Source organism: Paenibacillus odorifer (genome assembly GCF_000758725.1).
Taxonomy (GTDB): Bacteria; Bacillota; Bacilli; order Paenibacillales; family Paenibacillaceae; genus Paenibacillus_AQ; species Paenibacillus_AQ odorifer.
In genome coordinates this window covers 4271075-4295469 of the sequence record NZ_CP009428.1, presented here as the reverse complement: position 1 = coordinate 4295469, position 24395 = coordinate 4271075, and the positions used below count along the sequence as shown (strand labels likewise).

The following is a 24395-nucleotide window of genomic DNA, read 5'->3' as shown; positions in this document are numbered from 1 at the left end:
AACGAATCTAATATATCCACTAAAATTAAGTCCACAGCAACCATGTTGCGGGTGGACTTTTTTGCTTTTTATATTTTTGAATTAGGGATGAATAAATCAGTGGTACTTTACAAAAACTTTATTCGATTAAGTCACTACTTTGCCAAATCAGGAGGGGTTCTTATTAAACCATTTATCGTTATAGTAGCGCTATTACTCGTTACTGCTTGTTCGGGTAATAACTCGGCCAACAACCAAATGACTACTCAACAAACGAAGGTTGACAATCATGCTCGTAAAACTACTTCAACGTCAACTTTAACGCAAGCATCTTCCATTTCCACGGAGAATGCAGGGAATTCAACAATTAAGACTAAACAAGTTCCTGGCGATGTAACGAAATGGCTGGATGGGTTCATCCGCACCAATCCACCTACAGGAGGCACAACAGACCAAACAACGTATCCGCAGCAGTCGGCCAAACCACAATATTCTGCAAATCCGCAACATTCTGCTGTCCCGCAGAAGTCTGCAAATCCACAACCATCCGCCAATACATCCCAATTAGTACAGCAAGTATTGGATCTGGTGAATAAAGAAAGAACGAATGCAGGCTTGAAGCCCCTTAGTTTAAATAGCGAACTTTCGAAAATGGCTTTGGCTAAAGCGCAGGATATGTATGACAACAATTATTTTGACCATCAGTCTCCTACGTATGGATCTCCGTTTGATATGATGAAAGCCTTCGGGATCTCATACAATTCAGCAGGGGAAAACATCGCCAAAGGTCAGTCGAGTGCAGAAGAAGTAATGAACCAATGGATGAACAGTCCTGGCCATCGTGCCAACATCCTGAATAGCAGCTTCACAGAAATTGGAATAGGTTACTATAACAGCGAGTGGGTTCAAGAATTTATTGGTTAGTGCGATTAAAGTAATAAACTTAACAGGGGTGTCCTAATAAGCTAAAAGTGGCTGTAGGGCATCCCTACTTTTCTGAAGTCTGCAAAATGAGATAGGGGATATTGAATCCGTATAGAACGGGTTATTTTTTGTGTTTTTTTATATGATAACGAATGAAAGTGACCAATAGAATCAGAAGAAATGGCAGGGTGTAAGCTAGGTTAGTGATCAAGGGCCATGTAATATTCACGATTTCCTCAAGCTCAGACTCTTGTGTGTAAGTCGTTACAGATAACAGCAGGCAAACAAAAGCAAGAGGGAAAACAATTAAACGTTCATCCTTCAATCTCAGAAGCTCCTTTAGTACTTTAATAAGAATAAGCAGCAGGATAGAAGCCTTGAAATAGAAGCCGATAATGAGTGAAAAACCAATCACGGATTCGATTCTTTCAATGGTTTCCTGAAAATAAATGAGTCTCGCCAACTGATATAATGAATATTTTAAGCTGCCGGACAGTGGTCCCAGTACCATAATACTGCTAATGACAGAAGCAATTAACGTCAGGGCATTGATGATGAGTGCAAGATACATTTGTTTTCCCAGTTTAGAATTGTCTTCTTTACGCACGAACGGTAAAATCATCGAAAAAACGATAAGCTCGGAATAGGGAAAGCCATAGACTACATATGCAGCGCTTAGGATAGGCCTAAATCCATCAGGCATGATGGGCAGTAGGTATTCGGGATGATACAACCCTGCTACGAGTATCCAGACTAAGATGATAAATCCGAACATTAGTGACATTAGGACGGCTGCCATACGGGCAATCACTTCGATTCCAGCTAGAGCTGTCATCGCAATCGTTATAAAAAACATGGTGTTTACCGCGTAAGTGGGCGTTTCTTTTAACATCGTACTTTTGAAAAAGGTTCCGATCTCAATTACAATTCCTGCGACATTCCAAAACAGCACACAAGTGAAAGGAATTAGGAGGACAAGGGTCAGTCCGTTTCCAAGTACGGAGCGGCTTTGTTCCACAAGCGAAAGATCTGGCGCTCGTCGGTTCAAATATAGAATGCCGGAAAGCAGAAGCATTCCTATGGCCGAGGCGATTAAGAGGGATATCCAGGCTCCGTTGCCGGCAAAGTTAGTTAATGATGCAGGGACGATGACGATTGAGGAACCGGTCATAAAGAAGAGAAACAGCATGGACATTTGGATCGAGCTAACACGTTCTTGCTTATTCATACGTTCCTCCTCATTCTTTAAGCTTATGAAATGGTTGGGTTGATCCAATGGACGATGTGCTCAGCTGGAGCCGTAAGTAAATTGAAGATGGAGTCTAAATTGGGCCATGGCTTAGCTGCAATAAAGATAAATCCGAGATAAAGTACGGGTAGTAATAATACTCCATAAACTACTCGATCGCGGATGGAGGCTTGCCTAAACCTTGGAATGTCATGGGCTAGCATAGCGGAAGCTAATAAGAGGACGCAGATTATTTTTCCCACCATAGCTACTTCTCCTTTGTTCCGAATATTGTACCTGAGTTCATTCCAGTGCTTAACACTTTGACATCAACGTTGATATCGAACTGAGTCTGGGCGAATGTATCCTTCCATTGAGGCTCTAGTTGTTTCCACAGCTGCGGATTTTTCCGGTAAATCTGATTGCCAATTCCGAGTGCGTCGATCTTTTTTGTTTTCAAAAACTTGGTTGCATGCTCAACCTGTTGTTCAACCTGAGTTATGACACGCTGCTCAAAAAGCTTCATGTCCTTATTGTTTTTTATATGTGAGCAACGTAATTCTCCGATCATCCCTTCAATAGCAATTTTTACACCGACGGATACAGAACCATTTTTCACGGTTGGAGTAAGCGTACTGTTGAAGGTAAGCACTTCAAGCGTTTCTTTTTTTCGCAGCGGTTCTTCGGTTTCATCCGGGCAAGGAAATTCTAGTACTCCATAGATATATCTATCCGTCAGCATCATGAATGCTTCTGTATCCTTTTCCTTTAGGATGTCAATCATTTTCCCGTCATGGATTACAGCCAGCCCAGATATCAATGGTTTATGATCCAAACTGGTCTTATGCAGGTAAGGGATGATGGAAGTATTGGAGGGGCTACACATTTGTATAGCCAGCTCATAGAGAGGAATCTTGGAAGTTTTTGCGGCATATAGAGCACCGCTCGTCTCCATTCTCTTATACTGTTGACCAATGGTCTGCTCGATAAACGGGTTGATATCTAAAAATGGTGCCGCAGATTGCTCAGCGATGAGAGGAAGAACGGTACCACGCGGTTCTTGATCTCTGGAGAAAAAATCAAGCACCTCCCGGATGTTCGAGGTTCTGGCTAGTTGCTCCCCGATTAATATGACACGCATATGATCCCATTTGGCTTTTCGACCAAATTTTGCCGGGATCTCCCTTATTGCTTCAAAAAAGGTTTCTCCACTTGTAACAATATTAATTCCCTTCGACGCTGGATCCCCTGCTTGTCCCATTTCTATTTTGGTGGAAGGATTATAGAAATGTGTCGTGATCACAATCCGATTGTCTTCGCTTTGGTCAATGGCGACCGCCTGCACATACCCATACTCGTCCAATTCTTTATTATCCCAGCATCCGCTAGTTAGAGTGAGTACAAGAAGGGAAATTAGTATGGTAGTAAGTCGCTTCACTATATCTACTTCCTTCCTGAAGTCTTTTTATATAGGTGTCGATTCCGTGGTGAATGAAGCAGCAGTCTTCTCGGAAGTAGAAAAATAGAATCACGTACTCTTTTGAGATCTAGCGGAGCTAACGAGTCTAAATACGGTTCTCCTAAAGAGCGCAAGGTAGCCAGATGGAGGTAAATTAGAATAAAACCGACCATGATGCCAAGTCCTCCGAACGTTGCCGCGAGAATCATTAAGGGAAACCGTAAAATCCGCAGCGCAATTGCCATATTGTATTGAGGTAGCGCAAATGAGGCAATGCCCGTCAAAGCGACGACAATGACCATGACCGGAGAGGCAATCTGCGATTGAATAGCCGCTTGTCCAATGACCAATGCTCCAACGATACTGACGGCCGATCCAATCGGTCTGGGTAAGCGTATGCCCGCCTCTCTCAAAAGCTCAAAGAAAAACTCCATGATCAAAGCTTCAACCATAGCCGGAAAGGGGATTCCTTCGCGTGTGTTTAGAATGGCAAGCAGCAGAACCGTGGGAATTAGTTCGGAATGGAAGTTGGATAAGGCAATATAGGTACTGGGTAACAGCAGGGCGATGATGAAGGCAGCGACCCTAATCAATCTTATCAATGATGAAAAAATGGTTCGGTAGTAATAATCTTCGCTATTCGTAAAAAACTCCATGAAATTCCCGGGACAGATCAGAATGGAAGGACTTCCGTTAACCATAGCAATAATCTTCCCGTCTAGCAGAGCTGTTATAGCTGTATCCGGTCGTTCTGTGTAGCGGACTTGTGGAAATGGTGAGTAGAGAGAATCACCGATCCACTCTTCGAGATAGGAGACGTCAAGAATTTCTTCCTGATCAATACTTGCTATACGTTGTTTGAATTGATTTAATGCTTCTGGTTTCACCACTCCATCCAGATAACCATAGGACAACGTTCTTTGAACCTGCTTACCAGAGGTAAAGAACTCGAACTTAAGATTAGTAGATTTTAGCAAACTACGAATAACACCTATATTACGCTCTAAGCTTTCTATAAAGCTGACGTGGGGACCTTGAACAGTAGGCTCTGAAATGGGCTCAGAGGTTTGGCGCTGTTCTACATCAAAGGCATAATAGGCAACGGCTTTTTGCCAACCTGTAAAGAAAAGGACAACTTTCCCATCAAGAATCCCCTTAATGGCTTGACCGATATTGTCCATTAATTCAAGCAGCGGTGATGAAACACCATTTTTTTCAAAATAAGAGATGACATCTTCAACGGTTACGTCCAAGGTGGGCCCCAGCTCATGCGGAACTATATTTTGCAAGACATCTTTAAAATAATTTGTAGGGTCAGACTTAGTAAGTGTATTGAAATAGACGGATGAGGCTTCATACTTAAGATCCGGGCCATAATGCCATGGAATAACCTTTAGGTCTGAGCAATTGGCAAAACAGTCATTAATAATCTGCAAGTTGTCTTCGAGAGACGCAGAGATAGCATGGGAAAAAAGATCCTTCATTGAAAGCTCATTTTCGGCTTCGATTTGAGGGGGCACCTTAGGATTAGACGGAGGCGTCTTGGCGATAAAAAATTTCCGCATGCAATTCTCCTTAAATAAATTAGATGTTAAGTGTGATTTTTATCTTCTCCCTTATTTAGGAATTTATTCGGAAGATAGAGATAGATCAAATTCTTCGCAAAATGATCAATTGGAACTGGCTCATGGAGGAGTTGCGATGTTATAATGAACATAATTTTTTCAGGAGGTGCTCCTTGTGACCCATTCCATTCGTTTATGGTAGTCCGTGGTGCAAGACAAGTGGACTCATTCATTTTTTTGAGATAAGGAAATGAGTTTATTTGTGATGTGCCTGTTTCAGTGTGCCTATGCTCATGGAATGAGTTTATCTAAGTTTTTAATCAAAGGAGATGACCTTATGCAAATACAATGGAAAAAAGCCTTCGCCCTTATTTTTAGCGGACAGATTTTCTCGATTCTCACGAGTTCGATGGTTCAATTCGCGGTGATCTGGCACTTGACGGAATCGACAGGGTCAGCGGCAGTTCTGATGATTGCTGGGTTGGCAGCGTTTTTGCCGCAAGCGGTCTTGGGTCCTTTCGTAGGGGTTTGGCTGGATCGTTGGAATCGTAAAATAACAATGATTATTGCTGATAGCGCAATAGCGCTTTTCAGTCTGATATTAGGTATTTATTTCATGTGGGGGGAACCGGGACTTGGTTTTGTGTATGTCATTCTGAGCTTGCGTTCGGCGGCTTCGGCCTTTCATGCCCCGGCTTTTCAGGCGGCTGTTCCGTTGATTGCACCTGAAGAAGAATTGACAAGAGTCGCGGGCTGGCAGCAGATGGTGTTCTCTTTCTCGAATGTAATTGGTCCTGCACTTGGGATAGCGGTTTACTCGGCAACTTCGCTTGGGGCGGTATTGCTACTCGATGTGGCCGGGGCTTTGATTGCGAATCTGATGCTGTTCATGGTGAAGATCCATCAGCCTAAAGTGCAGGCTACAGCTGCGCCGTCTTTCGTTCAAGAATTCCGTTTGGGTTGGAACGCACTCATTCAAGCGAAACCCATTGTGTTGATTACGGGGGCTACTGCGGTGTTTAGTATCGCATTTATGCCGCTGGCGACACTGTTTCCTTATATGACTTTGTCTCATTTTGGCCGTGGAGGATACAGTGCCAGCCTGGTGGAAGCGGTGTTCAGCATCGGGATGATTTTAGGTGGTCTGCTATTGTCGATGTTCTCATCAAAATGGAGCGACATTAGCTATATGAGCGTAGGTCTGCTAGTCATCGGTCTTACCTGTGTGATCAGTGGTTTGATTGGTCCGAATGCATTTGTGATCTTTGCCATTCTCTCGTTCTTCATGGGCAGTGCGGCACCCTTCTTCAATGGTCCCTTCATGGCGATGATCCAGCGTTCTTTTGAACCCGAGATGCTTGGGCGTGTCATTTCACTTGTGACCAGCATTATGATGTTGTCTTCGCCAATTGGACTGCTGTTGGCAGGACCTGTAGTGGATCGATACGGAGTGCAGCTATGGTTCCTCGGTTCAGGAATTGTGGTGATGCTGACCGCTCTGTTTATTTTCATCCAGTTTCGGCGGCTGGCGTCCGCGATTCCGATGAATTGATTAGGGTAAAAACTTTCCTATGAAAAGAGTTTATTGGCCGGTCCGAGAGGATCGGCTTTTTGTCGGTTCTTCATATTTTTCCAAATTATAATATGATAGAATTACGTTCACTTGGAGGGATACATAATATGAATCTTAACATTGCTATCTGTGACGATCAGAGGCAAGATGCCTCGCGGTTGGAAGAATTACTCAAGAAGCAGATGACTAGCCTGCAAGGGATGACCGCCTCTATTGAGATTTATGAATCAGGCCAAACCCTGCTTCAGACAATGACGTCTACCGCATACGATATAGTTTATCTGGATATGGAGATGCCCGAGTATAACGGTATAGAAGTTGCAGAGAAGATCCGGCTCAAAGATGCCAGGGTATTAATTATTTATGTCACCAGCCATACAAGTTATATGAGAAGAAGCTTTGCGGTTCATCCCTTTCGCTATTTGCTGAAACCTATTGATGAACATGAACTGCAGACCGCCACAGTCAAAGCCATTCAGCAATGCTTGCAAAGAAACAATGTGCTGACATTCTCAATCCATCATATGAGCTATAATTTAAGGGTAGATGATATTATGTATATCACGGTAGAACGAGGTAAAAAGTTGGTCCTTTATACTGAACAAGAGACTTACTCGTATTATGGCAAACTGGGAGATTTGGAAGGACAGCTGGGATCACATGATTTCTGTCGCGTACATACGGGATTCCTAGTAAATTGGCTGCATGTTCGTTCTTTAAGCAAGGAACTTATTCAGCTGAAGAACGGGGTGGAACTTCCAGTCAGCCGCAGTAAAAGCTCTGATTCTTTACGGTCATACCATGCCTTTATAGAAAAGAGGCTCTTAAGATAAATGTCTTTCATCCGGGAGATTAGTCCTTACTTTTTTGGTGTATTTATGCTCATCCTTATATATGTTCCGCAAGGGGTCACATTTTATATTTTTCTCAAGAAATTTCTAATCCTGAACAGGAGCAAAAAGTCATTTATAGGCTGTCTTATTATCTTTTATATGGTTAAATCGCTTACTGCTGCTAGCTTATCTCTAGTTGATTCGGTCATCCTTCACCTGATTGTATATAGTCTGATTACTATTGTTTATTTCCGCGGCAGTGTGCTACAAAAGCTGTTCTTTAGCAGTTTCTATACAGTGTTTACGGTTGTTATTGAAATGCTGGTATGGTATGGGATTCAGCATATCCCGCTCAATACCGGTGGAATAAATGAAGCTAATTTTTGGTGGTTATCTTTTGCTTTCCTATTTGTTATTTTGCTAAGCATCATGTTATGTCTGCTATTGTTGCGGTTATTCAAAGTGGACACCACTACGTTATTGTCGAATCAGGATTGGGCTGTGTTGAATCTTGTTTCGGCGGGTTCTTTGCTTATTATTATTGTGAATCTGAGATATTCCAGTGATAAACCTTTTAATATTCCGCTTGATTTTGTGTTCATTCTGCTTGGTATTCTTGTAATTAATGTGGCTGTAATGTTTATATATCAAAAGTTAATGAAACGGATGCAGATCGAATTCCATAATCATGTGCTTCAGCAGCAAGTGAAGGATTACACGAGTAAACTGAAAGATAATCAGGAAGCACAGCGTTTGCGGCATGATCTGAATCATGTGCTGATCCTTATTCATTCTCTGCTGGATGAAGGCGCTTTAGAAGAAGCCAAGCGATATATTGCAGAGGTTGCTTCGACACAGGAGGCGGGAGAAAAGTTTATTTCTTCTGGAAATATCGCTATTGATGCCATTTATAATGAGAAATTCGCAAAAGCTGAGCTACATCAAGTTACAATGCAATCTCATTTTCGCATCCCGCAGGACCTGTCACTTGCAGGCAAAGAGGTTGATATTGCAATTATTCTAGGCAATGCATTAGATAATGCAATTGAAGGGGTTCAGAGATTACCAGAGTCAGAGCAGAATGTTATTGAGCTGGAAGTAATTTATACCGAAGGGTTATTGGTGATTTCTTTAAAGAATCCTGCATCTCTGCTTACAGAGGACGGGCAGGGCTCTTTTTTGTCCAGCAAGCGGAACTTTGGGAGTAGAGGGTTCGGAATCGAAAGCATTGAGTATGCGGTTCAACAGCTTCAAGGAAGCGTCAGTTTCAGATATGAGAATGGGCAGTTCATGATGTTGGCGGTATTACCACTGCCTGAGTAGCAATCCGAAACCAACTACTCCACCTAACCTGCAAGTTACGGTCTCTTCCCGCGGGCAAGCAGCGGTCCATGATATATTGAGGCTGTTCTTATTAAAGGGAGGGTATTCCGTTGACATTGTCATTGCTCATCAGTGCAGTCCTTCAGCTCATCTTATTCAGCATCATTCCCTATACATACTGGTTTTTTACAAGCAGAACAACATCATCCTTTGCCATGTGGATTGGCTGGAAGAAACCCCAATTGATTTCTAGGAAGCAGTTCATACTATGTTTTATACTTACGATGACTATATTCACCAGTCTGGGAATGCTTACAGCAATCTACATGCTGGATAGGAATACTTTGGCCAGCTCACAGTTTTATGGTACAGGTCTTAAAGGTTTGATTCCGGCATTGATTTATTCTTGGTTGCAGACTAGCTTGTCCGAAGAGATTCTGTTCCGCGGCTTCATTGGAAAACGGTTAAGTTCGAAATTCGGATTCGGAATTGGAAACTGTGCTCAAGCTTTATTATTTGGTGTCGTACATGCTGTGCTGTTATACAGTAGTGCCGGATTTTTGAATTCTGCTGTTGTAATGCTTCTTACGGGTCTTGTGGGTTGGAGTATCGGAATATTGAATGAGAAGTTATCCGGCGGTTCGATCATTCCAGGTTGGGTCCTGCACGGGCTGACTAATCTGATTTCCTCCATTTTTATGATGTATCAATGGATGTAGCGATCAAAGTTTTTAGAGAGTACATTTTAAAAATATGGTAAACTAAAAAAGTCTTAAATTATAAGATTAAAGTTTATATACCATTTTTATTGGGAGGTAGATATTATGAAAAACAATGTCAGCTTGCAAAATTATATGGGGAAAACGTTTAACTGATCAAGCGTGTTAGCGTTCCCCACCATTCGAAAGGGGAAAATCATTTGAATCAGGTATTATTAATCATCGATGCACAACAAGAATTAATGGATGGAAACGAAAAGGAAAGTGCGGTATTCAATAAAGAGCAGCTTATCCGGAATATTAATAAAGTGATTGAACAAGCAAAAGAAGCCAATGTCGAAGTTGTGTTTGTTAGGGATCTTGATGTCGCTGAAGGAACAGGTGCAGGCTTTCAAGTGCACAATGAAATCAATAGGTCTGTAAATGCCAAAATCTTTGATAAGCTGGCAACGAATTCTTTTCACGGAACTGAACTGCTACAATATCTGAAAGATCAGCAGATTGAGCATGTGGTCATTATGGGATGTAAAACTCAACACTGCATCGATACTGCGGTTCGGACGGCTACGGTTAGCGGCATGGATGTTACATTGGTCGGAGATGGTCATTCTACAACGGGCAATGATGTTTTAAGTGCAGAACAAATCATCAAGCATCACAATAAAACATTACATGGGCACTACAATGTCGAACATTTTTCTATGGTCAGAAGTTCCGAAGAAGATTTGTTTCGCCCAACGCATGACTCTTATAGATAATAATTCAGAGGCGGCACTTAAATGTGCCGCTTTTTGCTGTTTTGCATTACCTCTGATTTTCCTCACCTATTCTGATAGACATATTCGCCTAAACCATTTCCATCCCATCTTTATGGGATTGTTCTTGCAAGGGATCTACTTATAATTGTTAGTAATTCTTAAACAATATGAGTAGGGACGGGATCAACATGATAGCAGCAAAAGATATAGAGTTTAAAAGCAGACACGGGCAGCGGCTGGGGATGATGGCGGCTATTTGTATGGGGGCGTTTATTTCCCATTTTACAGCCGGAATTGTGAATGTGTCGCTTCCTTTTATTGTGGATTATTTTCAGACAGAGCTTGGGAAGGGATTATGGATCACAACAGGGTATCTGCTAGTGATTACGGCACTTCTTCCTGTTATGGGGAAACTGGGCGACCGTTATGGTTTTCGCCGGATTCACAATCTTGGATTTGTGATCTTTACTGTGGGTTCCATCCTGGTCGCTTTTTCACCTAATTTACCAATATTGCTAACGCTCAGAGTTATACAGGGAGTAGGAGCTGCGATTTTCCAAGCAACTAATATTGCGCTCATCACCATTCATATGCCGAAAGAGCAAAGAGGACGTGCACTCGGAATTTTAAGTACAGCTGTCGCACTGGGCGGGATGACGGGACCTATAGCGGGAGGTTTGATTGCAGAGTGGCTGAGCTGGAAATGGTTATTTTTAATCCATGTTCCTGTGGCGATTGTGGCTACAATTATGGCATATCGGTACATACCCAACCGTGTGCAAGAGCGCAAACCGGGTGCTATCAGCTTCGTGGGGGCCAGCTTGTTTATGGCATTCATCACCTTGGTTCTTCTCGTAATAACAAATGGGAGCAAATGGGGCTGGGTGTCCGTGTGGACGATGACAAGTTTGGTGGGGGGGTTCTTGTTACTGATTACTTTTCTATTCTGGGAACGGAAGCAAAAGAATCCTTTTCTACCCTTACAAGCTTTGAAAATTCCAACTGTAGCGGGAGGCTTGATCGTTAGCTGTGCCTCTTTTATTCTGTCTAATACATTGCTTGTCCTTATTCCATTTTATTTGATGGGGGCGGCGGTTCCGTTCTCGTCATCTACGACAGGATATATTATGGCGGCTTATCCCATTGCCTTGGCGTTTGCAGGTCCTCTCGCAGGCTACTGTTCCGACCGTTATGGCTCTCATCGTCTGATGCTTATGGGACTGAGCTGTATGGGAAGCGGGTTTATCTTGTTGCTGGTGTATTTAGACCATATACCGGTTTATGGAATCGCGGCGATTCTATCTCTTATAGGCCTTGGTATGGGGCTCATTGCCTCTCCTAATAATAGCTTTATTATGCAGCAGACGCCTCGGGAACACGTAGGTTCGATTGGCGGATTAATTGCTTTAACAAGAAATGCGGGGATGGTCTTTGGCTCAGCACTTGGACTTGGTGTGATGAGTGGAGGGACAGGACAAGGGAGTCAGTTGCAGGCGTACAAATTGGTTTTTGAGATTAATATTTTCATTTGTTTAGGCGTTATTGTACTAATGATTGTTATAAATAGAAGGTCATTTAAATCTGCTTGATCTAAAAAAATGTGTGTGTAATCACAACTCAAGGTTTGGTGTTCTGTTACGTTGGAAGTAACGAATGATTATCTAGATATGGAGGATAACGATATGTTTTGTTACCAATGTGAACAGACACCGAATGGCGGATGCACCGTTGTAGGGGTATGTGGCAAAAATGAAACCATTGCGAGTTTACAAGATACGATGATTTTTGCATTAAAAGGAATTGCAGCTTATGCGACACATGCCCGGCAGCTAGGATATAGCGACCCCGAGGTGGATCGTATCACCCACGAAGCTTTGTATATGACGTTGACCAATTCCAACTTTAATACGCAGGAACATTTGGAGATGGCGATGAAGGTCGGAGATGCGGCGGTGCGCATCATGGATGTACTGGATCGTGCGCATACGGACCGCTTTGGCATTCCGCAACCAATCACAGTCAGTCAGAACAAAATTGAAGGTCAATGTATTGTTGTGACTGGACATAATTTATATGCGTTGGAGGAATTACTGCGGCAGACAGAGGGGAAAGGCATCAACATTTATACTCACTCAGAAATGCTGCCTGCGCATGGATATCCTGCACTCAAAAAGTATAAGCATCTTAAAGGCAACATCGGCAAAGCGTGGTATGATCAGCGTAGATTGTTTGAGCAGTTTCCCGGTGCAATTCTTGCTACCACAAACTGTGTAATGCCGATTAAAGGCACTTATGCAGACCGCTTTTTCTCATATGAAGTAGCGGGGCTGGAAGGTGTAGAGAAAATAACGGGCGACGACTTCTCCCCACTAATTAATCGAGCGTTGTCCCTACCTGCGGCTGATGTAGAGTCAGATCTGGTACTCACGACCGGATATCATCATGAAACTGTAATCGGGTTAGCACCAGAGATCATTCAAGCAGTCAAAGACGGGCATATCCGCCGGTTTTTCGTCATTGCAGGCTGTGATGCGCCAGGTACGGGCGGGAATTACTACCGTGAGTTGGCGACTTCCTTACCGAACGATACCGTCATTTTAACTACTTCTTGCGGAAAGTTCCGCTTTAATGACGTAGATTATGGCACCGTTGGAGACACCGGTATTCCGCGTTACATTGACCTTGGGCAATGTAATAATTCCGGTTCTACAGTGAAGATTGCCATGGCTCTGGCTGAGGCATTTGAGTGTACGGTGAACGAGCTGCCTGTCAGCATCGTGCTGTCTTGGTTTGAGCAAAAAGCAGTGGCCATTCTGCTAGGCTTGTTCAGTCTCGGCATTCAGGACATCCGCATCGGACCAAAGCCACCCGAGTTCATCTCGCCAGGTGTACTGGATGTGTTGGTAGAGCTTTTTGGATTGAAGCTAATTACTACTGCTGAGGAAGATATGAACGCGATGTTGGCGTTGTCGTAGAGTAAAAATCAAAGGTTGCCGCCCATAAGGGATTGGCAGCCTTTTTTTGATAGGGGATTTAGGAGATACATCATTGTCGAAGCACGGCGATCCGTAAAGGATGATCATGCTTCTTAACTTGCCATTACGAGATGAACTTATCGCGTGCTCGCCACATAATTATAGAGGGTATCTCTCAACTCGAACTCGTACGTCAAACCATTAACAATCCCCACAACATGATCGTTGTCATACAGATCAAGCATGAATACAGCCATTTCCTTCGCGGTATGATATTTCGGCACAGTCCCATGATATTCGAATTCGGGGACATCGAAAGAAAGCTTCGCGAATTCTGTTTCTGTTGCGGCAGGTGCCAGCACTTTAGCCTGCATAAGTGCACCTTGACTCTTCAACTCATGAGAGAGTCCTTCAGTAAAGGCACTCACATAGAACTTAGTCGCACAGTACGTAATGGCATTTCCCACAATCGTATAGCCGCCACCGGATGAAACGTTGATTAATTGTGTTCCTTCAACATTGGAGTAATCACGAACGAATAGAGAGGAAAGGATCGTCAACGATTCAATGTTCAGATGCAGCATTGCAGAAATTTTATCTAAATCTTGCTTGGCCACTGAAGCGAAATTTCCAAATCCCGCATTGTTGATCCAAGTTTCGATTTCGAACCCTTGTAGATCCTCATAAAGCTTATAAGCATTACTAGAAACGGATAAGTCAGTCACTCGAATAACGACAACTACATCGGGGTAGTTATGATTGATTTCAGATTTTAGCTCCTCCAGTTGCTCCCTTCTGCGGGCTATAACAATTAAGTTTTTACCGCGAGCCGCAAAGGCTAGAGCGGTTTCATAACCTATACCTGAACTGGCGCCTGTAACTACAGTATATTTCATGTGAATTCCTCCGTTTTTACAAGAATATTTAGTGTTTCAACAACGATGTAATCATAAAGCTTAGAGTTTACTCTAAGTCAAATGTTTTTTATAATTATGGGGACTCTTAAAATCAACATAGATTCGGGGGCTTGTATGTATACGATCAGCGATGTAGCCAAATTACTAGGGATTACCGCATATACACTGAGATATTATGAAAAGGAAAAGATTATTGCTCCGATACGGAATGCGAATGGAGAAAGAATATATGATGACTCCAATCTTGCTTGGCTGCGATTTGTGATGAGGTTGAAACAAACCCAAATGCCGATCTCACAAATTAGAGAATATGCGCAGTTATATTTAGAAGGAGAGCATACGGCCCAAGCCCGCTTGAACCTTCTTGAGAATCATAGTAACTCTATACAGAGCCAAATCAGAAACTTAACAGCCACAGAGAAGATGTTGAAAGACAAAATTGCAGCCTACAAAAATTCCCTTACGAAAGAGACAGGCATTCACTAAGCAGGCATTCACTAAGCAGGCAACATAAAAGTATGCTAATGATTAAGATAATTGAGAGTTCAAAGAAAGGGCCCTCACGATTCATTGATAGACGCTAGTTCCGCACGTATGTTTGCGGAACTAGCGTCTTTTGCTTTTGGGCTAGACTCCGGCAAAATAACCGTATGCTTCGCTATTCGCATCCTCGTCTCATTCGGCAATACCTTATTGACAGCGCTAGATGTATTCGTTATTGTGTTTAGAAACATGATTCAATTGAGAATGATTATCTCTTGAGAATTTAAAGGGAGTTTGCGAATCAGCTATGGACGTTCTGAAACTTATACAAATATGGAACCAGGTGATTATGAGTGTGCTGGACGTAAGGCTAAAGCAGGCCGGAACCGAGAACGATTTGAATCAATACCGTTTGCCAGCAAGCGCATTTATATTCGCTTTCCAAGGACAAGGCGAGTTGTGGGTTGATGATGAGGTGTGGCTGTGCGATCGTTTTCATGTACTGCACGCCGGCAAAGGCTCTTTGGTGACGGTTCGGAGCCGAGAAGCGCTGAATGTATATATCGTACTCTACAAAGCGTCTCTCCCCGCTTCGGCCTCGCGCGAATTTCATATGATGATGGAGGAATCCGACCCGTTTCTGGAAAGCTGGGGGTTCCCGCCTGGCGAACCGCTGGCCATGCTCGAGCTGCTTCAAACGATACGCGACGGTTGGCTTAATTCTGACGACGGATTGACCCGGCTGTCGGCCAAGGGAGACTTTATCCGCTTCGTTCACGCTGTCCTGAGGGAGCGTCTGTTCGGAGCCGGTGAGCCATCTTTATCGGAGCAAGTTATTCGGCATTTGTCCAGGAATTACCGCCAGCCGATCTCGTTTGAGGAGCTTGCTCGGCAATTGAATTACAGCCAACAATACATTTCGCGAAAATTTAAAGAACAGACGGGGCTCAGTCCGCTGGACTACGTCATTCGTTTCCGAATGGAAGATGCGAAGGCTCTGCTGGCCGGCACGATAGCAACGCAACAGGAAATAGCATCACATGTCGGTTATCCGGACCTCATTTATTTCAGCCGCATGTTCAAAAAGTATGTCGGCATGACGCCAGGCCAATATCGTAAACGATACGGCCAGTTCGTTTCAGATTATGCAAGGAATATGTCACAATCGTCCGTTGTTCTAAGCCGGTCATTAAGCTATCCTTTTTATGTGAGTGATATTGATTATCAATTTCAACAGGATGGGGCGAATAAAATGACTAGAGCAACCAGAAGTTTTTATGCAGTGATGCTGTTATGTTTGACCGTGATGTTAACAGCTTGTGGTGGGGCGGTGAACAACGGAGGCGCAACGAACAGCCAGGTTGCCGTCAGCGCTTCTCCAACCATGGTCACCCAAGAGTCAGAGGTTTTGACATCTTCGGAGATCAAGGTAGTTAAGACTGCTTTCGGCGATGTCGAGGTTCCTGCACATCCTCAGCGCGTAGCGGCAATTTCTTATCTCGGCACCGTACTTGCGCTGGAAGTCCAGCCGATCGCAGCCGAATCGTTCTTGATGTCGAGTCCTTATCTTGAGGGAATGCTGGACGTCGTGACGGATGTAGGTGACTCATTAGAGAAGCTGCTGGAGCTCAATCCGGATTTAATCATAACGCATAATCCACAGCCTGAGGTAGTCGATAAATATCAGATGATCGCACCTACGGTATCTGTTCCTTACAATCAGTTTGCATCCATTCAGGAGGAAATGATGTATTTCGGCGACTTGCTGGATAAACGCGAGGAAGCGGAGAAATGGAACGAACAATTCGAGAAGGACATTGCAGACATTCGGGAGAAAGTCCAACAAGCCGTTCCCGAAGGAGAGACGCTTTCAATTATGCAAGAGTACGATGGAAACGTGAGCCTTTTTGGTCCGAAGTCGGGACGAGGCGGCCGGCTAATGTATGAAATAATGGGGCTGAAACCGCCGACGACGGTTCCAGAATTTATGCTGAAAGAATCCTACTATGAATTTTCGCTGGAGAAACTTTCGGAGTACATGGGTGATTATTTGATTCTGACGACAGAAGCCAGCTTGGAATCGCTGCAGGCTGATCCGATCTGGGGGACGCTCGAGCCGATTCGCAACAATCGGGTATTTTTATGGACGGAGAACCAATCCTGGTACCGCGACCCAATCGCCGTGAAAAGACAAATCAACGAATTGACCGACTGGATCATGGAGGCAGCGAGTCGGTAACTGCCCAAAGTATGGATTGATCGAACAACGGTAAGTTAAAATCAGAACTTGCCGTTACAGCCAGCGCGCTGAACCGTACCATTAGGGACGACAGGAAATTTTTGAGCGGAAAGTTGGAGAGTGCTGTAATAAGGATGTGGAATAGTTCGACAGAGGGTGTCCCAAACGTCATAAATTGACGTAGGGATACCCTCCTTTTTTAATGAGTGAGCGAAGCGAGAAGGAGGGAAGGAGCTAGAGATTGTGCTGAACGGACAAGGTTATATCTCTTCCTTTGCGAAGGTTATTTCCAAAATTCAGGTGAAAAGTAGGTAGACTCAGGACAAGCGATCACTATAATGGAAATATGAGACATTCATAGAGCCGATCAATAGGATATAAATAGAATCCGGCTGAGTAAAAAAAGCGATTAGAGGAGGCCATCTCGTGGGAAGATCATTCGCAAATTTGCATATCAAGTCGAACAACCTTGAGAAGACTGTCGAAGCATTAAGAGAGCTAAGCGAAGGGCATGCCAAAGTATTAGGCAAGTCCAATCATGAGGCTACAGAGAGCAAAGTTGTCATGTACGTAAGCAAAAGCAACGAGAACTGGATCAGCGTGCTCCACGATTACTTTGTATGGGGTACGGTGAAGGAGGCCGGCAAAACGTTGTCCCAGCTTATCGGGGAGCCAGTGATGACCGCCGGATATATGAATGAGGAAATATTCGAGTTGTCGTTGTTCGAGAATGGAGACATTCAAGCCGAAAAGATCTTTTGTGAACAGTGGACGAGGGATGAATATGAAGAACTCCGGGAAGAGCGTCTCAATGATGACTACCTGCGAAAAGCGTTGGATATCCGTAATGAGGATTTTGACGGCTTCATTGACATAACGAGTCCGGGACAAGCCGTAGATAAGCTGTCAGAACTCGTAAGTATGTCTTTATGGAGTGATTGGGAGTGGATCCCGTACGAAGAAACTCTCAGAAAACGATTTGTGAAATATGAATTTTGAAAATACACGAGCAAATGGCTAAGGACAGCTGAGATGACATTTTAGTACATGGCGGTGAGCGAAAAGAAATGGATAGATTAAAGAACAGCGGATTTTATAAGCTTAGATTCTTCATAAGGCCGGAAGAGTTTGAAAGCGTTTTGAAGCTTTTTGAACATAAGCAAGCGCAATTTCATCTAACCAATTATGCCCAGACAGAGCATGATCTGAATCAGGTGTATGAGGCGTATAAGACCTTTTATCATTATTTTACGGCAGAAGAAAAAAGGAATGAGGGTCTCCCTTTCTTTGTTTATTCTATTTCTGTTGCGTCTGATAATGAAAGCTCTGGATTTTTCGCGAGAAATGAAGGTGTCTATTTTCCATATTACGGACAATGGGCAGAGGATGAACTGCCGTGTATCTTGCTATCATTTCCTAAAGGCTTTCAAATAGATTTGGAAGATGAAAAAGGGAAGTATTATATCTATGAGGATATTCGGGACCATAAGCCATTAACATATACGTTTTTCGATGAAATAACGGGTGCTATTAAAAAAATGACAAGGCCGCTTCGCTTCTCGGCGCATGATGCAGATGCTATGAAGGAGCAAAAGCCTTCTGTGCGTATAAGCCATGGTGCGATGCAAGATTTGAGCAAATCGTGGATTTTCAATAAATATGGGCTTGTGATGGGTGGAAAATAGTTCAGGGCAAATGACACCGAAGCACTGGCCAAGCTGGAGAATTCAAAAATTGGGGATTGATATGTTGCACTCTCTAAAATTTCAGTATTATCTTGGATAAAAAAGCTCCTCAACCTGCAATATTTTAAAGAATTCTCTTATTTGGAAGAGTTGCATGTTGGGGGCAGCAGGAGGAGTATTTATGTACATCGTATCTCGGCCAAAACCGCTGTCTGATGACCAAAACCAAGCACTTGCGAAGGAAGATGCCGCTGTTTATCCACCGGGCTACCTCCGGTTTTTGCGGCGATTCGGCGAAGGAACTTACAGAGGGTGGTTGAATGTTCAGCTTCCGGATGCGGAGGTGCTCAAACCTTTTGCAGAGTACGGATTATGGGAGCATGACGAAAACAGCCCCATTACTGAGCAACAGATCGGGGAGTGTATCGTTATAGGTACAACGGTTGACGGTGATTTTCTGGCAGTGTATCCACAGACAGCTGGGCTGCTCTGGCTACCTCGGCATGCGGAGCACGTGAAGGCGATTTTCCTGCAGGCACCGGAGCAGGAAGACGAGGGGATGTACGCTTTGGTGCTGGACGAAATATATCGTCAGGTGTATGGAATCATTCAAGGGGAGAGCGTCTATTATGAACCGTGGACGGGCACTCGTAGCCATCGCTTTTTGCGTTTGCCACAAGGGCAGGACCAGCTTACGCTACCCGAACTGGCTGGATTGTGCCAACATGAATTTCCGCCGGATTTGTTTAATGAGAATGCCTATGCTTGTTTCCTGTTCTACCGGCAGCTGGGAGGCTATGTACGATTGAATTATGCCTACCAGCAAGAGGTGGCCGTCTTCTATGAACAGGATACGGGGCAGGCGTTTGCCGATATGGAGCAGTGGCTCTTGTCGAAAGGCTGCGAAGCGATTTCAGAAAATAACAGCTGATCTGGGTGCTCCTTACGTATGGGAGAGGGAGGTAGGCATGAAACTAGTTTTTACTTTGGATACACATGGAACGTGTGTGGGTCAATTGAGAGATGAACTGCTGCCCTTAGAGGAATTAGCAAATACATGGGAGTTTCCCTATGATATCTTTTTTGTTTTGCGTGTTTTACCTGAAGGTTATGGTCGAAAAACATCCAGACGGTTTGATAGCAGGGATCATACCCTCGAATTAGATATCAGCATAAGTTATGAGCAATACCAACGGATGTCCAAGCATGAGCAACGTGAGGGATTAGGTATTCACCTTTTTAACTATTTGTCAGAGTCAGTTGCTAAACATAATAAGCATGCAGATAAGAAAACCCAAAATCAACTACTGGACCTAGTGAAAAAATGGATGCTCGAAAATAATTGGCTAAATGGAAAGTTAAATCAAGCACGGAAATTACTTTCGCAAGACATGGATCTTTATGAAGTCAGCCAGAAATTGCAGATGCCATTAGAAGAGATTGAGTATATCCTTCTCCGTATGAATGACTATGAGCCAACTGATATTCATCCTGATAACCTTGTAGTAGAAAAAGCGCCGCCATATCATTTGTAGAAGGCTGGAGCTAATAGAAGACATCCTGCCTGAGGGGATCCACTAACGGAAAGGAGGAAGCCGATGCAAGAAATAGAGACGCTGGCGATAGAGATCGCCGATGCTGCTAGAACGTCTTTTCGCACTCTTTTTGAAAATGGCGAACGTTACTATTACTGTACTCTATACACTACTGGCGAGGGACATGCGCCAAGTATCTCCGCCTGGTCGTGGGAAGCTTTGGAGATGGAAGCAGCCAGGCAAGGAGTGGAAAGTGACACACCGGCATCGACGATTGCGGAACTTATCAAATGGTCTTATGCGGATTCGCCCTATTGTTGTTTCGGCGATGAGAACTTCGATAACGTTAAACAACGATTTACCGAGCGTCCTTTCATTGCGGATCTTGAGAATGACGAAGGAAATCGTGAGTTTGATTTGAGGCTGAAGGCCATGGAGCTGGCGATGAAAATGCTCGATGATGAAGGTGTGTTTGCCTTGAATCAACTGCGAGAGTCAGTATGCGTCCTTGTCGAAGTCATGCCGCCGGATGAGATCAATACTGAGATCGCCCTCCGTTTGAATCGGGCAGAATCTTCGGCTATGCAAGTATGGTTGGCGGAAGCGGCGGAGTAGAAGCATCCGCTTTCGGGAACCGTCTACTATATTCGGATTTAATAAAATGGTCGAGATTAAGCAGGGCGTAAGCCTTGGGGCATGTGAGGAAATAATGGAAATTTCAAAATGAAGGGAAAATAATGTATGAGCAATCTTTTCCGATTCATTCCTATTAGCCAGCTAGCAGATAAATTTCCCGAAGGATCTTGGTGGGCGAAGTTTTACCAAGATTTTAGTGACGAGCAACTTGCCGCTTACTATGAAGGGGATTTGACGCTGCCTTCTCTTAATCTAGATTGGGAGCAACCTTTCCCGCAACAAAAAGAGGTAATCATCATTTTTATAGAAGGGAATCTTACTGTAGACAATCTTTATAATAAAGAAACTGATGGTGCCATAGGGCTTTTGGTGACCGGTAATATGAGTGCGAAAAATATAGCTGTAGGCGGTCAGGAGATTTATGTTTCGGGCAACCTGATTATTGAGGAAATATTATGCGGCTCCTACAATCATGGGGAAACGATTGTTAAAGGTGATCTCAGCGCTGCGGTTTTAGTTCAGGATGACGAGTACAGTTTCAAAGTGGACGGACATAAATCGATCACCTGCTTAGTAAATGTGTGGGAGGGGGACGGCGTATTTCAGGAGCTTCCTGTGGACATTCATGAAGTGTTGATCGATGAAGTTTTTTTGGATATGGAAGAGGATGAGGAGGACTTTTCCTTTGGCACACTGGTGAACGTAATTAAAGAAGGCCGTTCTGCTCTAAAAAAAATAAATGAATCCCCCACTAGCAAGCAAGCTGTTCATTTATATTTCACCCATAACACGATCAATGAAGAAAATATATTGAAGTTGACGCAGTGTATTTTAATGCCAAGTGACAAGCCTTCTTTTAATTTTCGCGAGCAAGACGTTTTTTTCAAAGTTCAACTGGAGCATATTGATGCTGATGGGGATGAGCGGGATCTTAGCGTTTATATGAATGATAACCGGCATCACTATTATATTTGGCTGGAGCAAGATCATTCTGTCGGTTTGTTGAAGAGAACCATAGAAGAAGGGTCTGAGTGGGAGGACATTACAGAAGAGACTCAGGAACAACTAGCAGAGATTAGCGATTGCTGGACGATGTTGCTGACCTGCGTTAATATGGCTGAGCTTTATTTACCAAACATTGAGGTACAGTATGTGCAAGACATTTTGCAACACACTGTAATTCAGGAATTAAATTCGGAAGTGGAGGAGAATGGCGGGTTCTGGGACGGCTCCAAATGTTACAGCTTCCGTCAAACGCATACGGACGAGGACGGAGACCTCCTACATGGTCGGATTGAAATCAGGACTCCAGATGAAACGTATTATTTTTATACACTGGACAATGGAACTTATGTTTCCCGGCATTATCAGCCGCCCGATCAATATGGCAAGCAGGACATGCCCTATTTGGATCTTAGGCGCTGGGAAGCATCAGAGCGGTATTTTACAAGATTTAAACAATTTATTACTGAGAAGATAGAGTCAGGTGTGAATAGTTAGATCTTGATATGCTTTAGAGGAAAGGATGATAGAAATGCCAAATGATAGCCAAGCTGGTCCTTCAGCTGGTTCTGTTAGAGAAGTTGGTAGTTATCCTATCAACCTGACAGGTCCACGTAGTCATACTCTTGTCCTTAAGCCCGGTGTGGGCAGTCTATCAATGGGTCCGTCGCAATTGGGGAAAAAGGTTGACCTTCATGTCGCGTCTGATGCGCCTATCGATTGGACCGTATTCGATGTCTTTGCCACACCGGCCGGCTCTCCCTGGCCGAGATTTCTGCATTATACAGGCAGTGATTTAGGCTTCTTTGACTGGGCACAGAAACGTCCCATTGAAGAGATGACATGGACTCCGATCCTGTCTGCAGACACGGTGGCGGACGCCAGTCAGTCCAATTTGCATGGCTTGCATGTCAAGTTGGAACCATCCGGGAGGTCCCTTAGCCTAATACTTCCGAAGCAGCCTTTCCGCCTGAGTGTGTCTGGCGATCTATCACGCTTCTCGGCCACAGGTGATATGCCATCTTCTCTTACACTAGCACCGCGCACCGGCCGACGTAAGAATGATTCCCCTTTTTTGCTGCCCGATATGGGGGAGCTGCACCAGGTAACGAGCTTGACGCTACATAACGCACCGCTGGGACAGCCCATCTCGCTAGAGTGTCTAAACCGGTACCCAAACCTTAAATCACTGAGTTTGTGGGGAAACTTCTGCGATTTGAATCTATTGGCTCATCATACCGAGTTAACGAATCTGGAGCTGCGCTTCATGCCTGATCTGGAGGATTTGCCGACCTTGAACGCGTGGCCGTTGCTTGACAGATTTATCGCCTACAATGTGGAAGAGAGCGCTGGCAAGCATCTAAAAAAGCAAATGAAAACTCGCGCTGAAACCCGTCCTTGGACCGACCATGCTTCAGTGAGCCAATTACGAAAGCCAGAGTGGTGGACGACCGAGTTTGGCCGCCCATTCTCCTCCTGGACTAAACGTCTAGCCAAGCTGGCTAATGAAGCTTACAACGTTGCACAGGTAACCTTGTCCGAGGCCCATAGCTTTGCTGAAGCAGAGGCCGCCATTACCGCTTTCACCGTGCGCTTCAACAATCTTAAGGGCATCGAAACCACCGAACGAGAAGATCTTGGTGAAGCGGTATGGCAACTTAGCCAGTCTGACCACCTGATTGGCCAGCCTATCACAGAGGAGATGGCTCAACGCTGGTTCGATGCAGCGCGCGATTACTAAATGAATTGAAAGTCACACCCCTAGAATAGAAATCGGATTGACCCAGGGGTTTATCCAATGTCTATTCTAAGGGGTGCACTTTACTATACTGGCGGGGTTTTTTTATACGATCATCCCCATTTCTCGGAGTCTATCTTTAATTTTCTTTAAACGAGCTTCTTTTTCGCTGTCTTCAGTTAATACCTCTACAGATGTTTCGTTATACTTCTTAATGATCCTCTTTAAAGTTAATTCTTTCATTTCCTTTTTACTGTGGATGGTAACAGGAGGGACAGTTGTATAGTTTTCTATGGTCTTGGGATCTGCAGAAATTCGTTCTAGTAAACTAAGTAGAAGCACCAGTCTTTGCTGGCCCAACCTCGGAACTTGGTATAGTTTTTTCCATGTGGAATTTAATAGATGATCAAGGTCTGTATATCCCTTTGAGTATAAAGCGTTTATGAGGCCTGTTAAATTTGGACCCCGTTCTTCTTCATGAGCCACAGCAACAATACAAGCAATATTCTTAGAATAAAGATGCGCCGGAAGTGGAAAAAAATGTATTAATGCCGCATTTCCGTCGATGATGTCAATCATGATGATATACCTCCATTAAAATATGTGTTCACTATACATGTTTAGTATTCTGGCAAGGTTGTAAGTCAGTAGGGTGAATTTCCCTGACTTGGTACAATAGATTGATACACTCTGCATTATTAAACCCCAAGCTACTGATCATTTTCTGAACACCAGCAAAACCCATTACATAAGCTCTTAGAATATGTAGCAGATATGATTCGTTGCGCTTCATAATCATTGCTAAGTAATGATATGATATAGGC

At 43.8% G+C, this 24395-nt stretch carries 23 protein-coding genes; 17 read left to right on the top strand and 6 right to left on the bottom strand.

All coding sequences use genetic code 11. The features are described from left to right. Nucleotides 1-87: 87 nt before the first annotated feature. Nucleotides 88-903, top strand: a complete 816-nt coding sequence (locus tag PODO_RS18680; protein ID WP_244886355.1) for a CAP domain-containing protein — start codon at nucleotides 88-90, stop codon at nucleotides 901-903. 121 nt (nucleotides 904-1024) lie between these two features. Here the strand turns inward: PODO_RS18680 and PODO_RS18675 are convergent, their stop codons facing one another. The 3 genes from PODO_RS18675 to PODO_RS18660 all read right to left on the bottom strand — a co-directional run bounded on the left by PODO_RS18675 (nucleotide 1025) and on the right by PODO_RS18660 (nucleotide 5155). Continuing rightward, on the bottom strand, nucleotides 1025-2131 hold the full coding sequence (locus PODO_RS18675) for a GerAB/ArcD/ProY family transporter (protein ID WP_036688787.1): 1107 nt from the start codon (nucleotides 2129-2131) through the stop codon (nucleotides 1025-1027). Between the two features lie 268 nt (nucleotides 2132-2399). Then, a complete protein-coding gene (locus PODO_RS18665) occupies nucleotides 2400-3569 on the bottom strand; it encodes a Ger(x)C family spore germination protein (RefSeq protein WP_036688784.1) in 1170 nt (389 codons plus the stop codon). Nucleotides 3570-3574: 5 nt separating this feature from the next. After that, nucleotides 3575-5155, bottom strand: a complete 1581-nt coding sequence (locus tag PODO_RS18660; RefSeq protein ID WP_080742525.1) for a spore germination protein — start codon at nucleotides 5153-5155, stop codon at nucleotides 3575-3577. A 337-nt stretch (nucleotides 5156-5492) separates the two neighbouring features. Between PODO_RS18660 and PODO_RS18655 the strand changes: the two genes are divergently transcribed. The 7 genes from PODO_RS18655 to hcp all read left to right on the top strand — a co-directional run bounded on the left by PODO_RS18655 (nucleotide 5493) and on the right by hcp (nucleotide 13336). Beyond that, nucleotides 5493-6707: an MFS transporter gene (locus PODO_RS18655; protein ID WP_038572114.1), complete on the top strand. Its 1215-nt coding sequence runs from the start codon at nucleotides 5493-5495 to the stop codon at nucleotides 6705-6707. Nucleotides 6708-6835: 128 nt separating this feature from the next. Next, nucleotides 6836-7561 (top strand): LytR/AlgR family response regulator transcription factor, encoded by a 726-nt coding sequence (locus PODO_RS18650; protein WP_038572112.1) that lies wholly within the window; start codon nucleotides 6836-6838, stop codon nucleotides 7559-7561. Then, nucleotides 7562-8884, top strand: a complete 1323-nt coding sequence (locus tag PODO_RS18645; protein WP_038572109.1) for a sensor histidine kinase — start codon at nucleotides 7562-7564, stop codon at nucleotides 8882-8884. A gap of 110 nt (nucleotides 8885-8994) precedes the next feature. Continuing rightward, nucleotides 8995-9603: a CPBP family intramembrane glutamic endopeptidase gene (locus PODO_RS18640; protein ID WP_036688777.1), complete on the top strand. Its 609-nt coding sequence runs from the start codon at nucleotides 8995-8997 to the stop codon at nucleotides 9601-9603. Between the two features lie 200 nt (nucleotides 9604-9803). After that, on the top strand, nucleotides 9804-10361 hold the full coding sequence (locus PODO_RS18635) for a cysteine hydrolase family protein (RefSeq protein WP_036688775.1): 558 nt from the start codon (nucleotides 9804-9806) through the stop codon (nucleotides 10359-10361). 188 nt (nucleotides 10362-10549) lie between these two features. Further along, the gene (locus PODO_RS18630; protein WP_143763127.1) at nucleotides 10550-11950 is read left to right on the top strand and encodes an MFS transporter; all 1401 of its coding nucleotides are present in this window, start codon (nucleotides 10550-10552) and stop codon (nucleotides 11948-11950) included. Between the two features lie 93 nt (nucleotides 11951-12043). Then, a complete protein-coding gene (hcp, locus tag PODO_RS18625; RefSeq protein WP_036688774.1) occupies nucleotides 12044-13336 on the top strand; it encodes a hydroxylamine reductase in 1293 nt (430 codons plus the stop codon). Nucleotides 13337-13473: 137 nt separating this feature from the next. Here hcp and PODO_RS18620 read toward each other — a convergent pair whose 3' ends face one another. Next, nucleotides 13474-14232, bottom strand: a complete 759-nt coding sequence (locus tag PODO_RS18620) for an SDR family NAD(P)-dependent oxidoreductase (protein ID WP_038572107.1) — start codon at nucleotides 14230-14232, stop codon at nucleotides 13474-13476. A 135-nt stretch (nucleotides 14233-14367) separates the two neighbouring features. Here PODO_RS18620 and PODO_RS18615 point away from each other — a divergent pair, with 135 nt between their 5' ends. From PODO_RS18615 to PODO_RS18575, 9 genes are all read left to right on the top strand, one after another. Beyond that, nucleotides 14368-14739, top strand: a complete 372-nt coding sequence (locus PODO_RS18615; protein WP_038572105.1) for a MerR family transcriptional regulator — start codon at nucleotides 14368-14370, stop codon at nucleotides 14737-14739. 304 nt (nucleotides 14740-15043) lie between these two features. Further along, on the top strand, nucleotides 15044-16975 hold the full coding sequence (locus tag PODO_RS18610) for an AraC family transcriptional regulator (protein WP_038572103.1): 1932 nt from the start codon (nucleotides 15044-15046) through the stop codon (nucleotides 16973-16975). 426 nt (nucleotides 16976-17401) lie between these two features. Further along, nucleotides 17402-17974: a hypothetical protein gene (locus PODO_RS18605; RefSeq protein WP_038572101.1), complete on the top strand. Its 573-nt coding sequence runs from the start codon at nucleotides 17402-17404 to the stop codon at nucleotides 17972-17974. Between the two features lie 68 nt (nucleotides 17975-18042). Next, nucleotides 18043-18660, top strand: coding sequence for a hypothetical protein (locus PODO_RS18600; RefSeq protein ID WP_038572099.1), 618 nt, complete (start codon nucleotides 18043-18045; stop codon nucleotides 18658-18660). 181 nt (nucleotides 18661-18841) lie between these two features. Beyond that, nucleotides 18842-19591: a hypothetical protein gene (locus PODO_RS18595; protein WP_036688766.1), complete on the top strand. Its 750-nt coding sequence runs from the start codon at nucleotides 18842-18844 to the stop codon at nucleotides 19589-19591. 37 nt (nucleotides 19592-19628) lie between these two features. Continuing rightward, entirely contained in the window at nucleotides 19629-20195 is a 567-nt protein-coding gene (locus tag PODO_RS18590) for an Imm44 family immunity protein (RefSeq protein ID WP_038572097.1), read from the top strand. 63 nt (nucleotides 20196-20258) lie between these two features. Then, nucleotides 20259-20810, top strand: coding sequence for a DUF4303 domain-containing protein (locus tag PODO_RS18585; protein WP_038572095.1), 552 nt, complete (start codon nucleotides 20259-20261; stop codon nucleotides 20808-20810). Between the two features lie 126 nt (nucleotides 20811-20936). Further along, nucleotides 20937-22331: a hypothetical protein gene (locus tag PODO_RS18580; protein ID WP_038572093.1), complete on the top strand. Its 1395-nt coding sequence runs from the start codon at nucleotides 20937-20939 to the stop codon at nucleotides 22329-22331. Between the two features lie 34 nt (nucleotides 22332-22365). Then, a complete protein-coding gene (locus PODO_RS18575; RefSeq protein ID WP_038572092.1) occupies nucleotides 22366-23574 on the top strand; it encodes a hypothetical protein in 1209 nt (402 codons plus the stop codon). Between the two features lie 102 nt (nucleotides 23575-23676). On the opposite strand, the gene PODO_RS18570 is transcribed toward PODO_RS18575, so the two are convergent. Further along, nucleotides 23677-24150 (bottom strand): hypothetical protein, encoded by a 474-nt coding sequence (locus PODO_RS18570; protein ID WP_038572090.1) that lies wholly within the window; start codon nucleotides 24148-24150, stop codon nucleotides 23677-23679. Between the two features lie 31 nt (nucleotides 24151-24181). Next, nucleotides 24182-24364: a hypothetical protein gene (locus PODO_RS31730; protein WP_218918651.1), complete on the bottom strand. Its 183-nt coding sequence runs from the start codon at nucleotides 24362-24364 to the stop codon at nucleotides 24182-24184. Nucleotides 24365-24395: the final 31 nt, after the last annotated feature.

Excerpts from the sequence above, each read along its gene's own strand:
- PODO_RS18655 (WP_038572114.1), top strand. The coding sequence starts at position 5,493 with ATGCAAATACAATGGAAAAAAGCCTTCGCCCTTATTTTTAGCGGACAG.
- PODO_RS31730 (WP_218918651.1), bottom strand. The coding sequence starts at position 24,364 with ATGAAGCGCAACGAATCATATCTGCTACATATTCTAAGAGCTTATGTA.
- PODO_RS18675 (WP_036688787.1), bottom strand. The coding sequence starts at position 2,131 with ATGAATAAGCAAGAACGTGTTAGCTCGATCCAAATGTCCATGCTGTTT.
- PODO_RS18595 (WP_036688766.1), top strand. The coding sequence starts at position 18,842 with ATGTACATCGTATCTCGGCCAAAACCGCTGTCTGATGACCAAAACCAA.
- PODO_RS18610 (WP_038572103.1), top strand. The coding sequence starts at position 15,044 with ATGGACGTTCTGAAACTTATACAAATATGGAACCAGGTGATTATGAGT.
- PODO_RS18650 (WP_038572112.1), top strand. The coding sequence starts at position 6,836 with ATGAATCTTAACATTGCTATCTGTGACGATCAGAGGCAAGATGCCTCG.
- PODO_RS18660 (WP_080742525.1), bottom strand. The coding sequence starts at position 5,155 with ATGCGGAAATTTTTTATCGCCAAGACGCCTCCGTCTAATCCTAAGGTG.
- PODO_RS18645 (WP_038572109.1), top strand. The coding sequence starts at position 7,562 with ATGTCTTTCATCCGGGAGATTAGTCCTTACTTTTTTGGTGTATTTATG.
- PODO_RS18590 (WP_038572097.1), top strand. The coding sequence starts at position 19,629 with ATGAAACTAGTTTTTACTTTGGATACACATGGAACGTGTGTGGGTCAA.
- PODO_RS18630 (WP_143763127.1), top strand. The coding sequence starts at position 10,550 with ATGATAGCAGCAAAAGATATAGAGTTTAAAAGCAGACACGGGCAGCGG.
- PODO_RS18620 (WP_038572107.1), bottom strand. The coding sequence starts at position 14,232 with ATGAAATATACTGTAGTTACAGGCGCCAGTTCAGGTATAGGTTATGAA.
- PODO_RS18680 (WP_244886355.1), top strand. The coding sequence starts at position 88 with ATGAATAAATCAGTGGTACTTTACAAAAACTTTATTCGATTAAGTCAC.
- PODO_RS18580 (WP_038572093.1), top strand. The coding sequence starts at position 20,937 with ATGAGCAATCTTTTCCGATTCATTCCTATTAGCCAGCTAGCAGATAAA.
- PODO_RS18570 (WP_038572090.1), bottom strand. The coding sequence starts at position 24,150 with ATGATTGACATCATCGACGGAAATGCGGCATTAATACATTTTTTTCCA.
- PODO_RS18575 (WP_038572092.1), top strand. The coding sequence starts at position 22,366 with ATGCCAAATGATAGCCAAGCTGGTCCTTCAGCTGGTTCTGTTAGAGAA.
- PODO_RS18600 (WP_038572099.1), top strand. The coding sequence starts at position 18,043 with ATGGATAGATTAAAGAACAGCGGATTTTATAAGCTTAGATTCTTCATA.
- PODO_RS18615 (WP_038572105.1), top strand. The coding sequence starts at position 14,368 with ATGTATACGATCAGCGATGTAGCCAAATTACTAGGGATTACCGCATAT.
- PODO_RS18585 (WP_038572095.1), top strand. The coding sequence starts at position 20,259 with ATGCAAGAAATAGAGACGCTGGCGATAGAGATCGCCGATGCTGCTAGA.
- hcp (WP_036688774.1), top strand. The coding sequence starts at position 12,044 with ATGTTTTGTTACCAATGTGAACAGACACCGAATGGCGGATGCACCGTT.